Origin of the sequence: Cupriavidus metallidurans CH34, from assembly GCF_000196015.1 — a bacterium.
In the GTDB taxonomy this organism is placed as follows: domain Bacteria; phylum Pseudomonadota; class Gammaproteobacteria; order Burkholderiales; family Burkholderiaceae; genus Cupriavidus; species Cupriavidus metallidurans.
This window is the reverse complement of the sequence record NC_007974.2, coordinates 759,860-775,044: the sequence shown is the minus strand read 5'-3', so window position 1 is coordinate 775,044 and position 15,185 is coordinate 759,860. Positions and strand designations below refer to the sequence as shown.

Here is a 15,185-nt window from a genome sequence, read left to right as displayed (position 1 = left end):
CCCCGGCACCGGATTGGCTACGCACAAGCCTTCGTCACGCTGTCATATTTCCGCCTTATAGTCGGCAGCTCTCCCGTTTCCGTTTGGAACCCCATGCTTGGCGATCTGCTGATGACCTTCTACGAGGTGGCGCGACAAGGCAGCATCACCACCGCCGCTCGCCAGTTGCGAGTCAGCCAGCCCACGGTCACCGGGCGCATCCGCCAGCTCGAGGAGCTCTACGGCGTGGAGTTGTTTCATCGGCGGGCCAGCCGCGTGGACCTGAGCGATACCGGCGTCGCGCTGATGCCGCTGGCCGAACAGATCGTGCAGCAGGAGAGCAATGCCGACTTCCTGCTGCGCAATGCCGGAAATCTCCGTATGGGCAACCTGCGGATCGGCGCAACCGGCCCCTATTACATCCTGCGCAGCGTGGCGGCGTTCCGGCAGCGCTATCCGGCCATCGGCGTCAGCATCCAGATCGGCAACTCCCGGCAAATGCTCGATGCGCTTTTCGAGTACCGCATCGATGCCGCCGTGTCGTCGCATGCGGTCAATGACGATCGCCTGCACCGAGTCAGGCTGGCAGCGGACCCGATGGTGCTGGTAACGCATCCCGCGCACCCGTTCGCACGCCGGCCGCGCGTTGAAGTTTCCGAACTCGCCGCCTGTCACCTGCTCGTGCGCGAACAGGGCTCGATGACGCGAGAGGCCACGGAAAGCGCGCTCCGTGCCGTCGGAGAGGAACTGCCGGCGCACACTGTGATCGGTAGCCGCGAGGCCATCTGCGAGGCCATCCGCCACAACCTCGGCGCAAGCGTGATGCCGATGGGTGAAGTGCCACGCGACCCGGCCTTGACGGTGGTGCCGTTCGCCAGCCGCGCACCGGTGATCCACGAATACCTGTATTGCCTCAACAGCCGGCGCGAGACAAGGCTGCTCAGCGCGCTGCTGGACAGCCTGGTACTGCCTGGCGCCGCCTCCGGCCGCCATTGCGAAGTGCCGCCGCCAGCGCCTATATTGAACTGATCCGCCCGTCTTCCAAGCGCCCTCCGCCCCAAACGCCTCCCATCGATGACCGACACGGGCCGCTCCAGCTTTCCCGAGTACGACCAGCTACTCGCGCTGCTGGAACTCGGCGCGCCATGGTTTCGTTCGAAAATCGCCTGCGATGTGACCGTGCAAGGCCACTCGTTTGCCGTGCACGTGGCCAGCCTGGGCACCGACGCACCAGACGCCCCGGCCATCGGCATCTTCGGCGGCATTCACGGTCTGGAACGCATCGGCACGCAGCTCGTGCTCGATTACATGCGCTCGCTGCTGTGTCGTCTTGCCTGGGACGACCTGCTGCATCGCCAGTTGCAGACGGTGCGGCTGATCTTCATGCCGATCGTCAATCCAGGTGGGATGTATGCGGCAACGCGCGCCAATCCGAATGGTGTCGATCTGATGCGTAACGCGCCGCAGGATGCCGATGCCGCCGTGCCGTTCCTGGCCGGTGGGCAGCGTATCGGCGCCTGGCTCCCGTGGTATCGCGGCCGCGCGGGCGCGCCAATGGAAGCGGAAAGCCGCGCGATGCTTCACGTGGTAGAAACCGAACTACTGCCGCGCCCGCTGAGCTTCGCCGTCGATTGTCATTCGGGCTACGGCTGGCGCGACAGCATCTGGTTCCCGTACGCGCGCACGCACGCACCAATGTCCCACTTCCCCGAGATGTACCTGCTCAAGACCATGTTCGAACAGGCCCATCCGCATCACGGCTACGCATTCGAGCCGCAGAGCCACCAATACCTGCTGCACGGCGATCTGTGGGACTTCGCGTATGACCGCGCGCCGCCGCAGAACCTGTTCCTGCCGATGACGCTCGAACTGGGTTCGTGGCTGTGGATCAAGAAGAATCCGCGTCAGATTTTCTCTCGCGCCGGCATTTTCAATCCCATCAAGGCACACCGCACTGCACGGGTCCTGCGCCGGCATGTCAGCCTGTTCGACTTTCTCGGCCGGGTAGCCGTGGCGCCCGACCGCTGGCTGCCGAATGGAGCGCAGCGGGATCACCTGCTGGAGCAGGCGCGCGCGCACTGGCAATATGGGCCGCCTATGCCATGAGCGCCTGGATCTTCCTGCGCGGCCTGACCCGTGAGTCACGCCATTGGGGCAACCTGCCGGCGCTATGGACATCGCGTGGGCTTGGGCAGCCGCTGCTGATCGACCTGCCCGGCAACGGCACGGCGCACGACGCCACGGTGCCGGCCAGCGTCGACGGCATGATGGAAGCGGTTCGGGCTGCGGCGCGTGCATCGGGCGTGCCAGGACCATGGCGCGTGCTGGCGATGTCGCTCGGAGCGATGGTGGCAACCCGATGGGTTCAGGCGTGGCCCGACGATGTGGCGGGGCTGGTGCTGATCAATACGAGCATGAGGCCCTTCAGCGCGATAACGGAGCGCCTGCAGCCGCTGAACTGGCCGGCGCTGCTCGGCATGGCGAACCATTGGCAGGATCGCGTCCGCTGCGAACGGACCGTGCACCGACTGACCTGCGAGCGGCTCGATACGCGCGACGCCGACATCGCCGGCTGGGTCGAGATCGCACAAAGCGCGCCGGTCTCGCGCAAGGCGGCATGGCTGCAGTTGCTGGCCGCCGCACGATTTCGCGCCATGACCGCCGCGCCGGCATGTCCAACGCTGATCCTCTCATCCGATGCCGACCGGCTGGTCAACCCGGCCTGCTCGGCGCACCTGGCGGCAGCGTGGCGCTCGGATGGCGTCAGCCTTATCCGTCATCCATGGGCAGGACACGACCTGCCGCACGACGATCCACGCTGGCTGTGCGACACAGTGGCCGCCTGGAAGCAGGACAAAAAAATACCGCCGGACGGCTGATGCCCTCCGGCGGATGATGTGTCCTGCAGATAGTTCGGTACGCGACTCAGGCGTGCGCTTCGAGCAGCGCCGCGGCGCGCTTGTTGCACAGCGCGCCAAGCAGCGTTTCGGCCGCCGATTCCAGACGGTCCTGCGTGCCGAACAGGCGCGCCGCAATCAGACCGCTCTGCAGCGCCCCGTAGATCACCTGCGCCAGCATGGCGGGCGGCACCGGGTACGGCGTGTCACGCTCTTTCTGGCCGCGCTCGAGCAGCTTCGCCAGCCAGTTTTCGTTGACGTGATAGAAGTCCTTGAGCACCGAGTGCACCGACTCCGGCAGGCTCAGGATCTCGGTCGACAGCATCCCGGCCAGACAAATCTGGTTCGACCCGCAGGTCTGGCGCAACGGCTCCAGGTACTGACGCGCCTGGTCCAGCACGGGCAGGTCGGCGCTGATGCCAGCAAGCCGCTCGCTAATCCGCCGGCTGTACTCCTTGACCGCTTCCAGGATCAGATCGTCCTTCGACGGGAAGTAGTAATGAATGCTGGAGGTCTTGACGCCCACCAGCTCGGCCAGGTCGCGATAGCTAAAGCCGTTGCATCCGCGTTGGCGGATCAGGATCAGCGTGTGTTCGAGCAGTTGCTCGCGGACAGGTTGCGTTTTCATGGTCGCCACTTTATCTACACGAAGATAGATACACAACCGGGATTTTCCCGGAGCCAACCAGCGGCCATTCAGGCCGGGAACCCGCGACGGAGGTGGCGATTGCGAAGCCACGCCACTTTCCGGCCGCCGGGAATCCGGGCGTTCGGCCCGGACGATTTCATCTTAGCGTGCGTATCGCACCATGAAACCCCGGCGCCCTATCGAGGGCGCCGGGCTTCAGCCGACAACCGCCCGGTCGGGGCGGCCATGGCGCTGGTCAGGCAAGCGCGCCGTCGGTGTAGACGTCCGGGGTCCGGGCACCGTCGAAGTACGGGTTACGTGCTTCATTGCCACGGGCGCCGTCCAGATACGGATCGACCTTGCGAGCCGGGCTGGCGGAAACACCACTGCGATCAAGGCCGGCTACGAAACGCGCGCCATCCAGGTACGGGTCAATGGTGCGTTCTACCAGGCCATCACGGTTGCTGATGCTGGCCGTCAGGCCGTCCCGGTTGCTGATACGGGCGCCATCCGTGAAAGCGTCACGGTTGCCGATATGCGCGCCTTCGGTAAAACCATCGCGATTGCTGATGCGAGCGCCTTCGCTGAAGCTATCGAACTTGCCTTGGCGGGCGCCATCGGTGAAGGCGCTGCGCTGGTCGTTCACACGATACGTATAACCGTAGACCTCGCCATGCGAGGTGGAGGCTTGGGCGGCGCCCGTCACGAATGCGGCGGCAAGGGCGGCGGCGGTCAGGATGGTCTTGGCGTTCATGATGCTCTCCTTCTTCAAGGGGCCGGGCAATCCGGTTCAGGTTGTGGATTGCGGGGCCGAAGTCTGTGCTGCAAATTCGCGGCGCTCTTCTTCGTCTTCTTTGCTGAATGTTATCTACTACTAGATAGACTCAAAGACTTAAAAAAAGAACCGTTTCCGGTACTGCGTCACTGTCTGGTGTTGCTTGGATTGCCCGCTGCGCTGGTTGTTTGCGCTGCAACGTGTTCGTCCATGCCGTGAATACTATCTACCTATAGATAGATAAGCAAGCAGAAACTTGGGACGCCACTCAAAAACTTTTCTATTGCCCCGATCGAAATCATCAATCACGAAGATAAGTAATTGATTTTACGAGATAAAGTTGAGGAAAATCCTCTTCTGAAGCCTGCCGATACTTTCCCGACGGGCCTTGCAGGTGATAGGGTTACTCACCCCTGCCGACAGTCGAGCATCGCAATGCCGCCCCCAAAAGCGTCCCCCGCCCCCAATTCGTACCGGCGTTGGCTGGTTGGCGCCGCAGGGCTGGCTGGTGTGGCGCTGCTGGCCGGCGTCGGACGGCTAATACTGTTCCGCGCAATCGAACGGGAAGCGTTCGTTCCGGCCCCGGGCGGCACGGCAAGGCCAGACGATTTCGGCGTTGCATCGCGCCAGTTTGCATTCGCAAGCGGCAACCGCATGTTGCGTGGCTCATACGTCGCGGCCTCGCCCGACGCGCCCGCACTGTCCGTATTTCATGGTGACGAGGAATGCCTGGCCGACTGGGCACCCGTCCAGGCGCTATTGCACGCCGCAGGCATCAGTTCCTTCGTCTTCGATTACAGCGGCTATGGCGCCAGCACGGGCCGGCCTTCCGTTCGCCACCTGCACCAGGACGCCCTGGCTGCCTATGCCCAGTTCCGCGCAGTTACACCAAAGGCGTCGCGGCACTATGTCATGGCGCACTCGCTCGGTAGCGGCGTATTGCTGGATGTTGTGGGCGATCTGGCGCCGGCACCCGATGGCATGGTCATCGGCGCCGGATTCCGCTCTGCGCGTGCCGCCGCAGTCGTCACTGGCCGGGTGCCGCGCTGGCTCGCCTGGATGTTGCCGGACCCATGGAATAACATCCGGCAAATCCGGAATCTGACCATGCCCATCCTGCTGCTGCACAGCAAGCGGGATGAGACGATCCCGTTCCGGGATGCCGAATGCCTGGCCCGGGCCGCGCACGGGCCCCGGCGGCTGGAAGCCTTCGAGGACCTTCCGCATGACGCGGCGATCGAGCCCTCCTACATGACCCGTTTCTGGGCGCCAGTGATCGCCTACCTGAAGAGCGGGAAGCTCTGACGGCGATAAGCGACAGGCTACAGCTTGAACTCGCCCACCACTTTCTGAAGCTCCTGCGCCTGCTCGGCCAGCGCCGACGAAGCCGCAGCCGCCTGTTCGACCAATGCGGCGTTCTGCTGCGTCACATCGTCCATCTGGGTCACCGCTACGTTCACCTGCTCGATGCCGTCGCTCTGGTGCTCGGAAGCCGTCGCGATCTCGCCAAGGATCTGCGTCACGCGACGCACCGCCTGGACAATTTCCTCCATGGTCTGCCCGGCCTGGCCGACCAGCGCCGAACCGCTTTCCACCTGACGCGCCGAGTCGTTGATCAGCACGTTGATCTCCTTGGCAGCCGCAGCACTGCGCTGGGCCAGCGTACGCACCTCGCCGGCCACCACGGCGAAACCGCGACCCTGCTCGCCCGCGCGCGCCGCTTCCACGGCGGCATTCAGGGCCAGGATATTGGTCTGGAATGCGATGCCCTCGATGACGGCGATGATGTCAGTCACCTTGCGCGAACTGACGCTGATGGCATCCATCGTTTCCACGACATTGCCGACGATCGCGCCACCGCGCTCGGCGATGCCGGACGCCGAAGCCGCAAGCCCGTTGGCGGTGCGCGCGCGTTCGGTGTTCTGCCGGACCATCGCAGTCAGTTCGCCCATGCTCGACGCGGTTTCCTGCAGCGTGGCCGCCTGCTCCTCGGTCCGCTGCGACAGATCGGTGTTGCCCACGGCGATTTGCTGCGATGCCGAAGAAATCGAATCGCTGGCGGACTTGATGCGCGTAACCAGGTCGGTCAGCATGTCTTCCATCTCTCCCAGGCCGCCGAGCAGACGACCGAAATCGCCACCGCGCGCGGTTTCGAAATCCTTGCTCAGATCGCCGGCAGCCACCGTCTCCGCGATGAATTCGGCCTCCTTGAGCGGCGCCTCGATCGCACTGGCCAGACGGGCCCAGCACACTACGCTGAACACCGCCACAGCCGTGCCCAGCCCATAGAGCCAGCCTCGCGTGCCCTCATCGGTGATCTGGCCCAACGCCAGCGTCATCATGACGGCCACCAGCACCACCACCACCCCAAATGCCGCGCCCAGCCGGATGCGCATGCTCAAGTTATCCCACGCCATCTTTATCCGCTCCTCTTTCGTGCCCCGCGTTGTCCGGGGCTATCGATGGACTAACGGAGCCAGCCAAGCAACCTTTACCCCTCCGAAAGAGTGGGACGCGAAAAGACAAAACCGGGACAGAAACAATCGGGCGTGGCATTCGCGCCACCATTTGGTCATCGGCGCGTCATGCCATTGTCATGCGGGAGAAATGCCTGCAGTTGACCGATGTTGCGTGCGGCAGACGGAGTGTCGTTTTTTTGCCGATGGCAGGATTCGACGGCGCGGATCGCGTCAGAGGCCGGCAGTGGCAACTCCGCCACAATCGGCGGGATCGCCCGGCCCAGTGCCCCAGAAACGGCAAGGCCGGGACGCGCAGCACGCGGCATCCCGGCCAATGGGCAAACAATCTACTCCTGCGTGCGGCGTACCGCAATCATTCTTGTGGGCGACCCCACATGAACCATGGTGACCCATCGTGTACCTTGCGCCGGATCGTCTATATTTGACCGCAATGGCGCTCACATCCGATCACGACTCACCGCCGTAGACAGCCCCTGGAGGTAAATGCCATGCGTTCGCTTGCAAACTTGTTCAGTCCACCGACGCCCGAAAAAATCGCCGAGAAGGAACTGCAAGACATGAGGCTGACGCTTTTCCAGGCAGAACGCCGCCTGCTGGAAGCGCAGATGCAAGTCGACTACTACCGGAACATGATCGCTTTCCTGGAAGAAGTGGGAACGAGCGGCGTGGAAGGTGTGGCCGATCGGCGCTATGCGATCACCCATGCCGGCACGGACGCCACCGCAACACCCGCACGTGCCGCACCGGGCCTGACCACGGTGCCGATCGTGCCCTCTGCCGCCTGACGCCGCCTGACGCCGCCTGACGCCGCCTGACGCCGCGCCGGCGTGGCAACACCCGCATGGGCTCGTTCGGGCCTGTGCGATACTGGCCGCCTTCCCTAGCTTCGTGCTGTTGCACTGGAACCGGCCATGAGCGAACCGCTGCCCGCCATCGAAATTGAAACCGCGCCGAACCCGGCGTTCTCCGTGATCTGGATGCACGGGCTGGGCGCCGATGGCAGCGACTTCGTTCCAGTCGTCCCGGAACTCGGATTGCCCGAAACCCTCGCCGTCCGGTTCATCTTCCCGAACGCCCCGGCGATACCCGTGACCTGCAACGGCGGCTACGTCATGCCGGCCTGGTATGACATCTACTCGCTCGATGAAGCGGGCCGCCGTGCCGACGAACGAGGCATCCTGCAATCCCGCGATGCCATCCGCACGCTGATCGCACGCGAAAACGCGCGCGGCGTGCCAACCAATCGCATCGTCCTGGCAGGGTTCTCGCAAGGTGGCGCGATCGCGTACACCACGGCCCTGACCCATCCCGAAACGCTCGCCGGGGTGATTGCGCTGTCGACATACATCCCCTCGACCGACCTGATCGCATCCGAGGCTGCACCGGCCAACGCCGCCACGCCGATCCTTGCCGCCCACGGCACCGAGGACGGTGTCGTGCCGCTGATGCTCGGCACCCGCGCGCGCGACTGGGTGGCCGCCGCTGGCCATCCGGTCACATGGCTGACCTACCGGATGCCGCATTCGGTCTGCATCGAGGAAATTGTCGATATCGGCCAGTGGTTGCAGGAGCGCTTTGTGTGAGTGCCGCGACGATTGCCGCGCTAACATGGCGGCCGTCCGATCCAATCTGCGGTCCGAGGTACGTCCGTCGTTCCTGATAAAGGAACCCCTGCGGTGCTTCGTGCGGGCCTGCGACGTTTGAGGTTCGCAGGCAATCAGAAGGCTGAGGGTCTCAGACCGACCCTCAGCGGTCAACGAACTTCCTCGACAACGGGCATTCACGCATATTTTGCGTCGCGCGTCGCGAAGCAGCCCGAAAACTACGACTGCGTTGAACCGAACCGACTCAGGCGTATTGCGCGAGGCCGTTACCGAGGGACCAGTTCTCCTTTGCGACCTCGACAAGGCTCACAAACACGTCCTCGGGCCGGATGCCAGCGCTCTCACTGAGCAACTCCGCGATCCGGCGGAACAACAGCTTCTTCTGTTTCACCGTGCGGGTATTGTTTGCGGTGATCTGGATGAACACGAGATCGTCGCTTCGAGCGACACCAAGATAAGACGCGCCGTAGCGGAAGTTCGCCGCGTCATGCTCCGTGGCGGTCATGAACTGGTCGTCCTCGGGAACCTCGAACGTTTCGTGCATCGCGCGATAGAGGCTATCGAAGATAGCTTGACGGTAGGCTTCCGGCTTTCCGGCGCGCAGTGAGACGTGAACGAGTGGCATGGTTGAGTCCTTTCCGTTGTGGCCTGACTGAACATTAAGAGCCATCTGCTATATTGAAAAGCCATGATGACCCAATATCAGTAATAACAATTGGAAATGAAAAGGCACCCGCTCGACTTGGATGCCGTCCAGGCTTTCGTGCGCATTGCGGACCTTGGCAGCTTTACGCGCGCGGCTGAAGCCATGCGGACGACGCAGGCCGCTGTCAGCTTGAAGCTGCAACGGCTCGAACAGAGGCTCGATTGTCGGCTGGTCGAGCGGACCCCCAGGTATGTGGCGCTGTCGGCGCAGGGCGTAGCCTTCCTTGAACACGCCCGCGAACTCCTGGAGGTACACGAACGCGCGCTCGCCGGAATGACAGGGAGACGGCAGCGTCTTGTCATCGGTATCAGTGACCACGTTGCGGGACCGGAACTCCCCGCGCTGATCGCGCGCATGAACGCACAAAACCCCCAACTGTTGATCGAGATCCGGATTGGCTCGTCTGGCGACCTGCTGCAAAGCTTCGACCGGCGGGAACTCGATACGGTGATCGTCCGCTTACACGTTGGTCGAAGCGACGGCGAATTTCTGACCGACGAGAAGTTCGGCTGGTTTGCGGCGCCGAGCTGGAAGCATCGCGCCGGCGATCCGCTGCCGCTTGCCACACTGGCCGAACCTTGTGGCGTGCGTGCGATGGCCGGCCAGTTTCTCGATGCGGCCGGAGTGCCCTGGACAGAAGTTTTCGTTGGCGGCGGCGTTGCAGCAGTCGCTGCAGCCGTCGTGGCCGGGCTTGGCGTGGCGGCATTGGCTCCACGCATGCTGCCATGGGGCGCAGTTGACGTAGGCTCCAAGCTCGGGCTTCCTGACTTGCCACGCTTGCCAGTTCTGCTTCACTCGCGAGTCAGCGACAGCCGTTCGCGCGAGGCGCTTGCCGCGCTTGCCGCCGCCTTCAAGAGTGCAGTGCGGGGTAGAAACAACTAGTCGGTCACACACTGGAATGGCTGCCAGCGGTATTGGTTTGCCAATTGGCAACGACCTAGGTGGCTGTCTCGAACATCTCAAACTGGCAGACCTCGGCCGACTGACCAGCGACTCCCCGGAAGCCGGCAGGTGCACGAGACCAGGGTCAGGCGGATGCGGGAGGGTTTCACTTTCGGCCTCCCAAGTAGGTTCAGGTTATCCAGGGTTATCCCATTTATGACATCCTCCTACTTGGATTTACGACATCCCCTCTCCCCCTACCCCCGATATCCACGCATGATCCCCGCCGCTCCCCTGCCCCGCATCGACTTCAACACCCGCAAGGCCCTGATGTTCGCGCTGACCGCCGAACGGCTGTCAGCCTTCTACGAACACGGCCAGTGGATGACCGAGGGCCAGGGCGCCACGCTCGCGGCCAACTGGCTGTCACGCTCGAAACTGCAATTGGCGCTGTCGGAACGGCGTGTGCTGTCCGACCTGAGCGATCAACTCGCCCGGCAACTGGCCGAAACGCTGTCTCGTGAAGCCGGCCTCTACGCCTCGCACGAGATGATGGAAGCCCTCGATCCGAACTACCAGTCCGCATTCGCGCACGACATGCTCGATGAGTGCGAGCGGATGCTGCGGGAGGCCGGCGTCGAGGAAGACTGAGCATCTAATGGCACTTACAAAGTGCTAGCAGTGTTCAACGACGCCCACAATGGACTGTTCCTGGCGGCACCACGGCACACCAGCAAGTCCGTGTTCCTCCAGCACGATCTCCGCCCCGCGCTGTCGGAACGGGGTGTGCTGGTCATCTCCGTCGATGGATGAGCGGCCCAGCCGTGCGCTTACCGCAACCCCGATGCCCTCTACCGCGCCTCCACCGCAGTCCGCTTCGGGTTCAGCAGGTCCGCATCGAGCCGCCGGAACACCATGGCCGACGCCAGCGTGATCATGCCCACACTGAGGAAGGCCAGCCGATAGGCCGGAGCAGCCACGCCAAGCTTGGCCGAGAACAGACTCACGAGTCCACCGCCAATGGTCACGCCGAGGCCGATCGCGAGCATCTGCACCATCGAAAACAGGCTGTTGCCGCTGCCCGCGTCTTCGCGCGACAAACCCTTGAGGGTGACGCCGTTCATAGCGGCAAACTGCATGGAGTTGGCGGCGCCGAAGATCGCCAACTGCACGATCGACAGCCCGAGCGGCCAGCCCGGCGAGATTGCCGCGAACGACGCGATCGAAGCCCCGACGATCACCGTATTGACGAGCAGGAATATGTCGTAGCCGAAGCGATTCACCAGCGGCACGATCCAGCGCTTCGAGATGGTCCCGGAAATCGCTACCGGCAATAGCATCAGGCCCGAATGAAAGGGTGAATAGCCTAGCTGGAGCTGAAACAGCAGCGGCAGCAGGAACGGCACGGCGCCCGAGCCGATGCGGCAGACAAGATTGCCGACCAGCCCCACGCTGAAGTTGGGCTCCCGAAACAGCGCGAGACGGAACAGCGGCGTGCGATGGCGACGCGCATGCGGAATGTAGAGCAGCGCGCTGGCAATGCTTATGGCCATCAGCGCGGCACTCAGGCTACTGACCGAACCACGCTCGAGCGCTAGCGAGAACGTGACCATGCACAGCGACAGCAGGCCACAGCCTATCCAGTCGAACGGCGGCGCGGCATCCACTTCGCCAGCCGGCAGGTAACGATGCACGGCGAACAGGCCGACCAGCCCCACCGGGACATTGATCAGGAAAATCCAGTGCCACGACGCGCTCTGCACCAGCCATCCGCCGAGCACCGGGCCAAAGATCGGCCCGACCTGCCCCGCGATGGAGACAAAGGCCAGTGCGGCAATGTACTGCTCGCCGGGTATGTTGCGCAGCACCGCAAGCCTGCCGATCGGCAACAGCATCGATCCGCCAATGCCTTGCAGCACCCGCGCGATCACCAGTTGGGTCAGCGTGTGCGCCGTGGCGCAGAACACCGAACCAATCACGAAGATCAGGATCGCGCTGAAGTAGACGCGCCGTGTGCCGAACCTGTCGGCCAGCCAGCCAGACGCCGGGGTCAGCATCGCCATGGTCAGCGTGTAGGCCACCACCACAGGCTTGAGATCGAGTGGTTTCTCGCCCAGGCTGCGCGCCATGGCGGGCAGCGCGGTGTTGACGATAGTGGTGTCCAGCGTCTGCATGAAAAAGCCGGCGAAGACGATCCACAGCATGGCCTTCTGGGAGAAGGCCTGATCGGTGGCGGAAGCAGAGGCGGTACGCATAGGCAATTCTTGATGGGGCGGCGTCAGTCCGGGTAATCCCGGAGACGTTCGAGCATGGTACCTAGCGGACACCCCATCGGGAACCCCTCTGGCTTTGTTGACTGCGATCGGATTTACCGATGACAATGCGGCGATGCTCAATCCCGTTTGGATCCAGACTTTCGCAACGGTGGCCACCGCGCGCAGCTTTACCGACGCGGGGCGTCAGCTTGGCCTGTCGCAATCGTCGGTCAGCGACCATATCCGCCGGCTCGAAGGCAGCGTGAGCCGACGGCTGTTTGTGCGCGATACCCACTCGCTGGCGCTGACACCCGATGGCGAAGCCCTGCTCGTTCATGCCCGGCTGATTCTCGAATCCCTGGCCCGTGCCGAATCCCAGTTCAGCGGACCGCGCCTGCAGGGGCGCGTGCGCCTTGGCACCTCCGAAGACTTGGCGCAGGGTCCCCTGCCGAATGTGCTGGCTGCATTCCGCGCCACGCATCCGGACGTGGAGCTCGAGATCACCATCGGCATGACCAGCAAGCTGTACGAGTGGATGGAAGCGGGCACGCTGGACCTCATCGTCGGCAAGCGGCGCGAAGGCGAGCGGCGCGGCGTGCCCCTTTTCCGTGGCCGGCTTGAATGGCTGGCGCGGCCCGGTACGGTTGTGGATGTGCGTCAGCCTCTACCGCTGATCCTCGTGAACGAACCGAGCGTGACGCGCTCCGTGGTGCTGGACACGCTGGCCAAGAACGGCTGGCGCTGGCGCGTCGTGTGCACCAGCAGTAGTCATTCCGGATGCATCGCAGCGGCGCGCGGCGGGCTCGGCATTACCGTACGGGCCGAGAATCTGACCGGCGGCGGTCTGGTGCCACCGGTCAATTTCGATGCCCTGCCAGCACTGCCGGACGTGGAGTTCATCACGCTGGCCGCACGCCGGCTCACCGAGCCGGCCGACACGCTGCTGCAACTGATTCGCAAGAGCGACCTGCGCGCCGCGCGGGTCGATTGATGCCTGCTTAGGCTGGCAACGCGCCCAGCGCCTGATAGGCGGTCAGCAGGTGATAAGGCGTGGTGGAAGGCATCTCCGCTCGCACGACCATACCATCGGGCGCCAGGCATTCGTGCCAGCCACCGGCATGGAGAAAGCGCGTTCGGAAGCGGTCAGTCCAGACCGCGAGCGTATCCAGCGCTTCGCCATCATGATCGACCGATCCCTTGACCGCCAGCGCCCGGGCGAATTCGGTCTGTGCCCAGATGCGCTCGGTGGCATCCAGTACGCCCCCCGCCCCATCCAGCGCCGCGCAGACACCCAGCGTGTCGTCCGCCACGCCGTGGCGGCGCGCGAAATCGAACGCCCGGCGCAATGCCGATGACAGTGCCACATCGGCGAACAATGCCGGGGCCGTCATGACCAGCGAATACCACTCGAATTGATGTCCCGGCTCGATCCGATTGCCGGCGCTGCCTTGTGGCAGTTCGGCCACGCATCCATCGGCGGCATCGACAAAGCGTGCGTGCACCGCATCGGCCAGGTCACGGAGCCGATTGGCGAACCATGTGTCGCCAGTGGCTTCCAGCGCCGCCAGATAGGCTTCGGTCAGGTGCATGACCGGGTTCTGCAGCACGCCGCTGCCATTGGACGTGAAATCCTCGGCCAGGGCCGCGTGATACAGCCCGCTGCCATCGGCAAAGCGGCTCTCGATGACATCGACCGTGCGACGCAGCAGGTCCAGCGCCACCGCGCTGCCGCCAGCGCGGTGGTAATGCGCGCAGGCGAAGACCACGAAGGCGTGGGTGTAGAGATCGCGCGTCGAATCGAGCAGCTGGCCGTCGGCGTCGACGCTGTAGATCCAGCCGCCTGCCCCATCGCCGAAGTGACGTTGCAGCGCTGCAAACAGGGTATCGGCATGCGTCAGGTTGCCGGCCGTCGCAAAGACATAGAGCTGGCGCGCGCACGCCATCGCCCGATAGCGTTTGTCCGGCAACGGCTGGCCGGTGGCGCCGTCCAGTGCCTCATGCGCCAGTTGCATCGCCGGATTCCATCCCGCGCCGGTCCAGGGCGGCAGGACGGCCGTATCGAAATGGGCGAGCAGCGCGGAGATCCGGGCGGTAAGGGTCGGCGGCGAGACTGGCATGTCGGATTGGGTTCGGGTGGGCCGGATAGTCGACCCGCAAGACCGAAGCCAGACAAGATAGCAGGCCCGGAGATACGAGGAAAGGCCGCCGACGCCGCACCGCATCATTTCGGGGTGGCAATGCCCCGCGACGCTGACTATGTTGAAAGTCCGCCGGGTTGTCGTTCCTGTCATGGCCCGTCGGCAAGGGAGAATTGCCATGCCCACCACCCATCCCATGACCCTGACCGACCACCGCCGCACGCTGGTCATGCATGTGCTTGAAGACCCTCCCGGACGCTATACGTGGCGAATCGTGGTGGAAGAGAAGTGCGGCGGCGCTGAGTGCGACAGCATGATCGAAGCAGCGGCCGACTACCCCTCGCACGCCGAAGCGGAAGCGGCCTGCTGGGCTGCCGGCAACAGCATGTTGGACACGCCGCGCGCGGCGGGCGAAGTCACTGACTCGCAAACGCTCCACTAAGCCCGCGCGCCGGCAAACGCTCCCGGCCTGGGCCGGGGTTTCCTTCAAAGGACGAACTAGCGATGGACAAGCCCACCGTAAGCCCCCGCCGCTTCGTCGAGATCCTGAACGAGCGGCTCACCCGGCATCCCCTCTACCGCGAGGGCATGCACGTGTACGCCATCCCGCCCCATTCGGAGCATCCGCACAGCCTCGTCTGCGTAGGCCCGCGGGGGACCGAATGCGTCTGCACGACGATCGAGGCCATCGTGCGTGGCGAGTGCGACGTCTTCCCCGACATCGCACGGGACTGGCGCCCTCGCCCGAACCCGCCCGCGCACGAACACCGCGCGCGTTAGCGGTCGATTGGCGATCACGATCCGGCGGGCTATGGCCCGCCGGATCGATTTCGACTGCCTT

At 64.1% G+C, this 15,185-nt stretch carries 18 protein-coding genes; 12 read left to right on the top strand and 6 right to left on the bottom strand.

What is annotated here, in order from left to right:
• The first annotated feature begins 93 nt into the window (after positions 1-93).
• From RMET_RS21650 to RMET_RS21640, 3 genes are read left to right on the top strand one after another with little or no spacing between them, the layout of a single operon-like run.
• The gene (locus RMET_RS21650; RefSeq protein ID WP_011518680.1) at positions 94-1,008 is read left to right on the top strand and encodes a LysR substrate-binding domain-containing protein; all 915 of its coding nucleotides are present in this window, start codon (positions 94-96) and stop codon (positions 1,006-1,008) included.
• 45 nt (positions 1,009-1,053) lie between these two features.
• Positions 1,054-2,085: a M14 family zinc carboxypeptidase gene (locus tag RMET_RS21645; RefSeq protein WP_011518679.1), complete on the top strand. Its 1,032-nt coding sequence runs from the start codon at positions 1,054-1,056 to the stop codon at positions 2,083-2,085.
• Positions 2,082-2,858, top strand: coding sequence for an alpha/beta fold hydrolase (locus RMET_RS21640; protein WP_011518678.1), 777 nt, complete (start codon positions 2,082-2,084; stop codon positions 2,856-2,858). The genes RMET_RS21645 and RMET_RS21640 overlap by 4 nt, the downstream gene beginning before the upstream one ends.
• A gap of 46 nt (positions 2,859-2,904) precedes the next feature.
• Here the strand turns inward: RMET_RS21640 and RMET_RS21635 are convergent, their stop codons facing one another.
• Together RMET_RS21635 and RMET_RS21630 are read right to left on the bottom strand one after the other, a co-directional pair.
• Positions 2,905-3,504 carry a TetR/AcrR family transcriptional regulator gene (locus RMET_RS21635; protein WP_008645082.1) on the bottom strand — a complete coding sequence of 200 codons (600 nt, stop codon included), beginning with the start codon at positions 3,502-3,504 and terminating at the stop codon, positions 2,905-2,907.
• Between the two features lie 256 nt (positions 3,505-3,760).
• Complete coding sequence (locus RMET_RS21630) at positions 3,761-4,258, bottom strand: hypothetical protein (protein WP_011518676.1); 498 nt, start codon at positions 4,256-4,258, stop codon at positions 3,761-3,763.
• Positions 4,259-4,714: 456 nt separating this feature from the next.
• On the opposite strand from RMET_RS21630, the gene RMET_RS21625 reads away from it, so the two are divergent.
• Positions 4,715-5,584, top strand: a complete 870-nt coding sequence (locus RMET_RS21625) for an alpha/beta hydrolase (protein ID WP_011518675.1) — start codon at positions 4,715-4,717, stop codon at positions 5,582-5,584.
• Positions 5,585-5,601: 17 nt separating this feature from the next.
• On the opposite strand, the gene RMET_RS21620 is transcribed toward RMET_RS21625, so the two are convergent.
• Positions 5,602-6,675, bottom strand: a complete 1,074-nt coding sequence (locus RMET_RS21620; protein WP_011518674.1) for a methyl-accepting chemotaxis protein — start codon at positions 6,673-6,675, stop codon at positions 5,602-5,604.
• Positions 6,676-7,247: 572 nt separating this feature from the next.
• On the opposite strand from RMET_RS21620, the gene RMET_RS21610 reads away from it, so the two are divergent.
• Together RMET_RS21610 and RMET_RS21605 are read left to right on the top strand one after the other, a co-directional pair.
• A complete protein-coding gene (locus tag RMET_RS21610; protein ID WP_011518671.1) occupies positions 7,248-7,544 on the top strand; it encodes a hypothetical protein in 297 nt (98 codons plus the stop codon).
• Positions 7,545-7,670: 126 nt separating this feature from the next.
• Positions 7,671-8,342: an alpha/beta hydrolase gene (locus RMET_RS21605; protein ID WP_011518670.1), complete on the top strand. Its 672-nt coding sequence runs from the start codon at positions 7,671-7,673 to the stop codon at positions 8,340-8,342.
• 265 nt (positions 8,343-8,607) lie between these two features.
• On the opposite strand, the gene RMET_RS21600 is transcribed toward RMET_RS21605, so the two are convergent.
• Positions 8,608-8,988 carry a tautomerase family protein gene (locus RMET_RS21600; RefSeq protein WP_011518669.1) on the bottom strand — a complete coding sequence of 127 codons (381 nt, stop codon included), beginning with the start codon at positions 8,986-8,988 and terminating at the stop codon, positions 8,608-8,610.
• Positions 8,989-9,084: 96 nt separating this feature from the next.
• On the opposite strand from RMET_RS21600, the gene RMET_RS21595 reads away from it, so the two are divergent.
• The 3 genes from RMET_RS21595 to RMET_RS33660 all read left to right on the top strand — a co-directional run bounded on the left by RMET_RS21595 (position 9,085) and on the right by RMET_RS33660 (position 10,764).
• The gene (locus RMET_RS21595) at positions 9,085-9,951 is read left to right on the top strand and encodes a LysR family transcriptional regulator (protein ID WP_011518667.1); all 867 of its coding nucleotides are present in this window, start codon (positions 9,085-9,087) and stop codon (positions 9,949-9,951) included.
• A 276-nt stretch (positions 9,952-10,227) separates the two neighbouring features.
• Positions 10,228-10,602: a hypothetical protein gene (locus RMET_RS21590; protein WP_011518666.1), complete on the top strand. Its 375-nt coding sequence runs from the start codon at positions 10,228-10,230 to the stop codon at positions 10,600-10,602.
• A 21-nt stretch (positions 10,603-10,623) separates the two neighbouring features.
• Positions 10,624-10,764 carry a hypothetical protein gene (locus RMET_RS33660; protein ID WP_231108879.1) on the top strand — a complete coding sequence of 47 codons (141 nt, stop codon included), beginning with the start codon at positions 10,624-10,626 and terminating at the stop codon, positions 10,762-10,764.
• Between the two features lie 38 nt (positions 10,765-10,802).
• Here the strand turns inward: RMET_RS33660 and mdtD are convergent, their stop codons facing one another.
• A complete protein-coding gene (mdtD, locus tag RMET_RS21585; protein ID WP_029309899.1) occupies positions 10,803-12,206 on the bottom strand; it encodes a multidrug transporter subunit MdtD in 1,404 nt (467 codons plus the stop codon).
• A gap of 133 nt (positions 12,207-12,339) precedes the next feature.
• Between mdtD and RMET_RS21580 the strand changes: the two genes are divergently transcribed.
• Positions 12,340-13,197 carry a LysR family transcriptional regulator gene (locus RMET_RS21580; protein WP_029309402.1) on the top strand — a complete coding sequence of 286 codons (858 nt, stop codon included), beginning with the start codon at positions 12,340-12,342 and terminating at the stop codon, positions 13,195-13,197.
• Between the two features lie 7 nt (positions 13,198-13,204).
• Here RMET_RS21580 and RMET_RS21575 read toward each other — a convergent pair whose 3' ends face one another.
• Positions 13,205-14,323, bottom strand: coding sequence for an AGE family epimerase/isomerase (locus tag RMET_RS21575; protein ID WP_035821401.1), 1,119 nt, complete (start codon positions 14,321-14,323; stop codon positions 13,205-13,207).
• A 199-nt stretch (positions 14,324-14,522) separates the two neighbouring features.
• Here RMET_RS21575 and RMET_RS21570 point away from each other — a divergent pair, with 199 nt between their 5' ends.
• Together RMET_RS21570 and RMET_RS21565 are read left to right on the top strand one after the other, a co-directional pair.
• A complete protein-coding gene (locus RMET_RS21570) occupies positions 14,523-14,786 on the top strand; it encodes a hypothetical protein (protein WP_008645098.1) in 264 nt (87 codons plus the stop codon).
• 62 nt (positions 14,787-14,848) lie between these two features.
• Positions 14,849-15,124: a hypothetical protein gene (locus tag RMET_RS21565; protein WP_011518661.1), complete on the top strand. Its 276-nt coding sequence runs from the start codon at positions 14,849-14,851 to the stop codon at positions 15,122-15,124.
• Positions 15,125-15,185 lie beyond the last annotated feature (61 nt).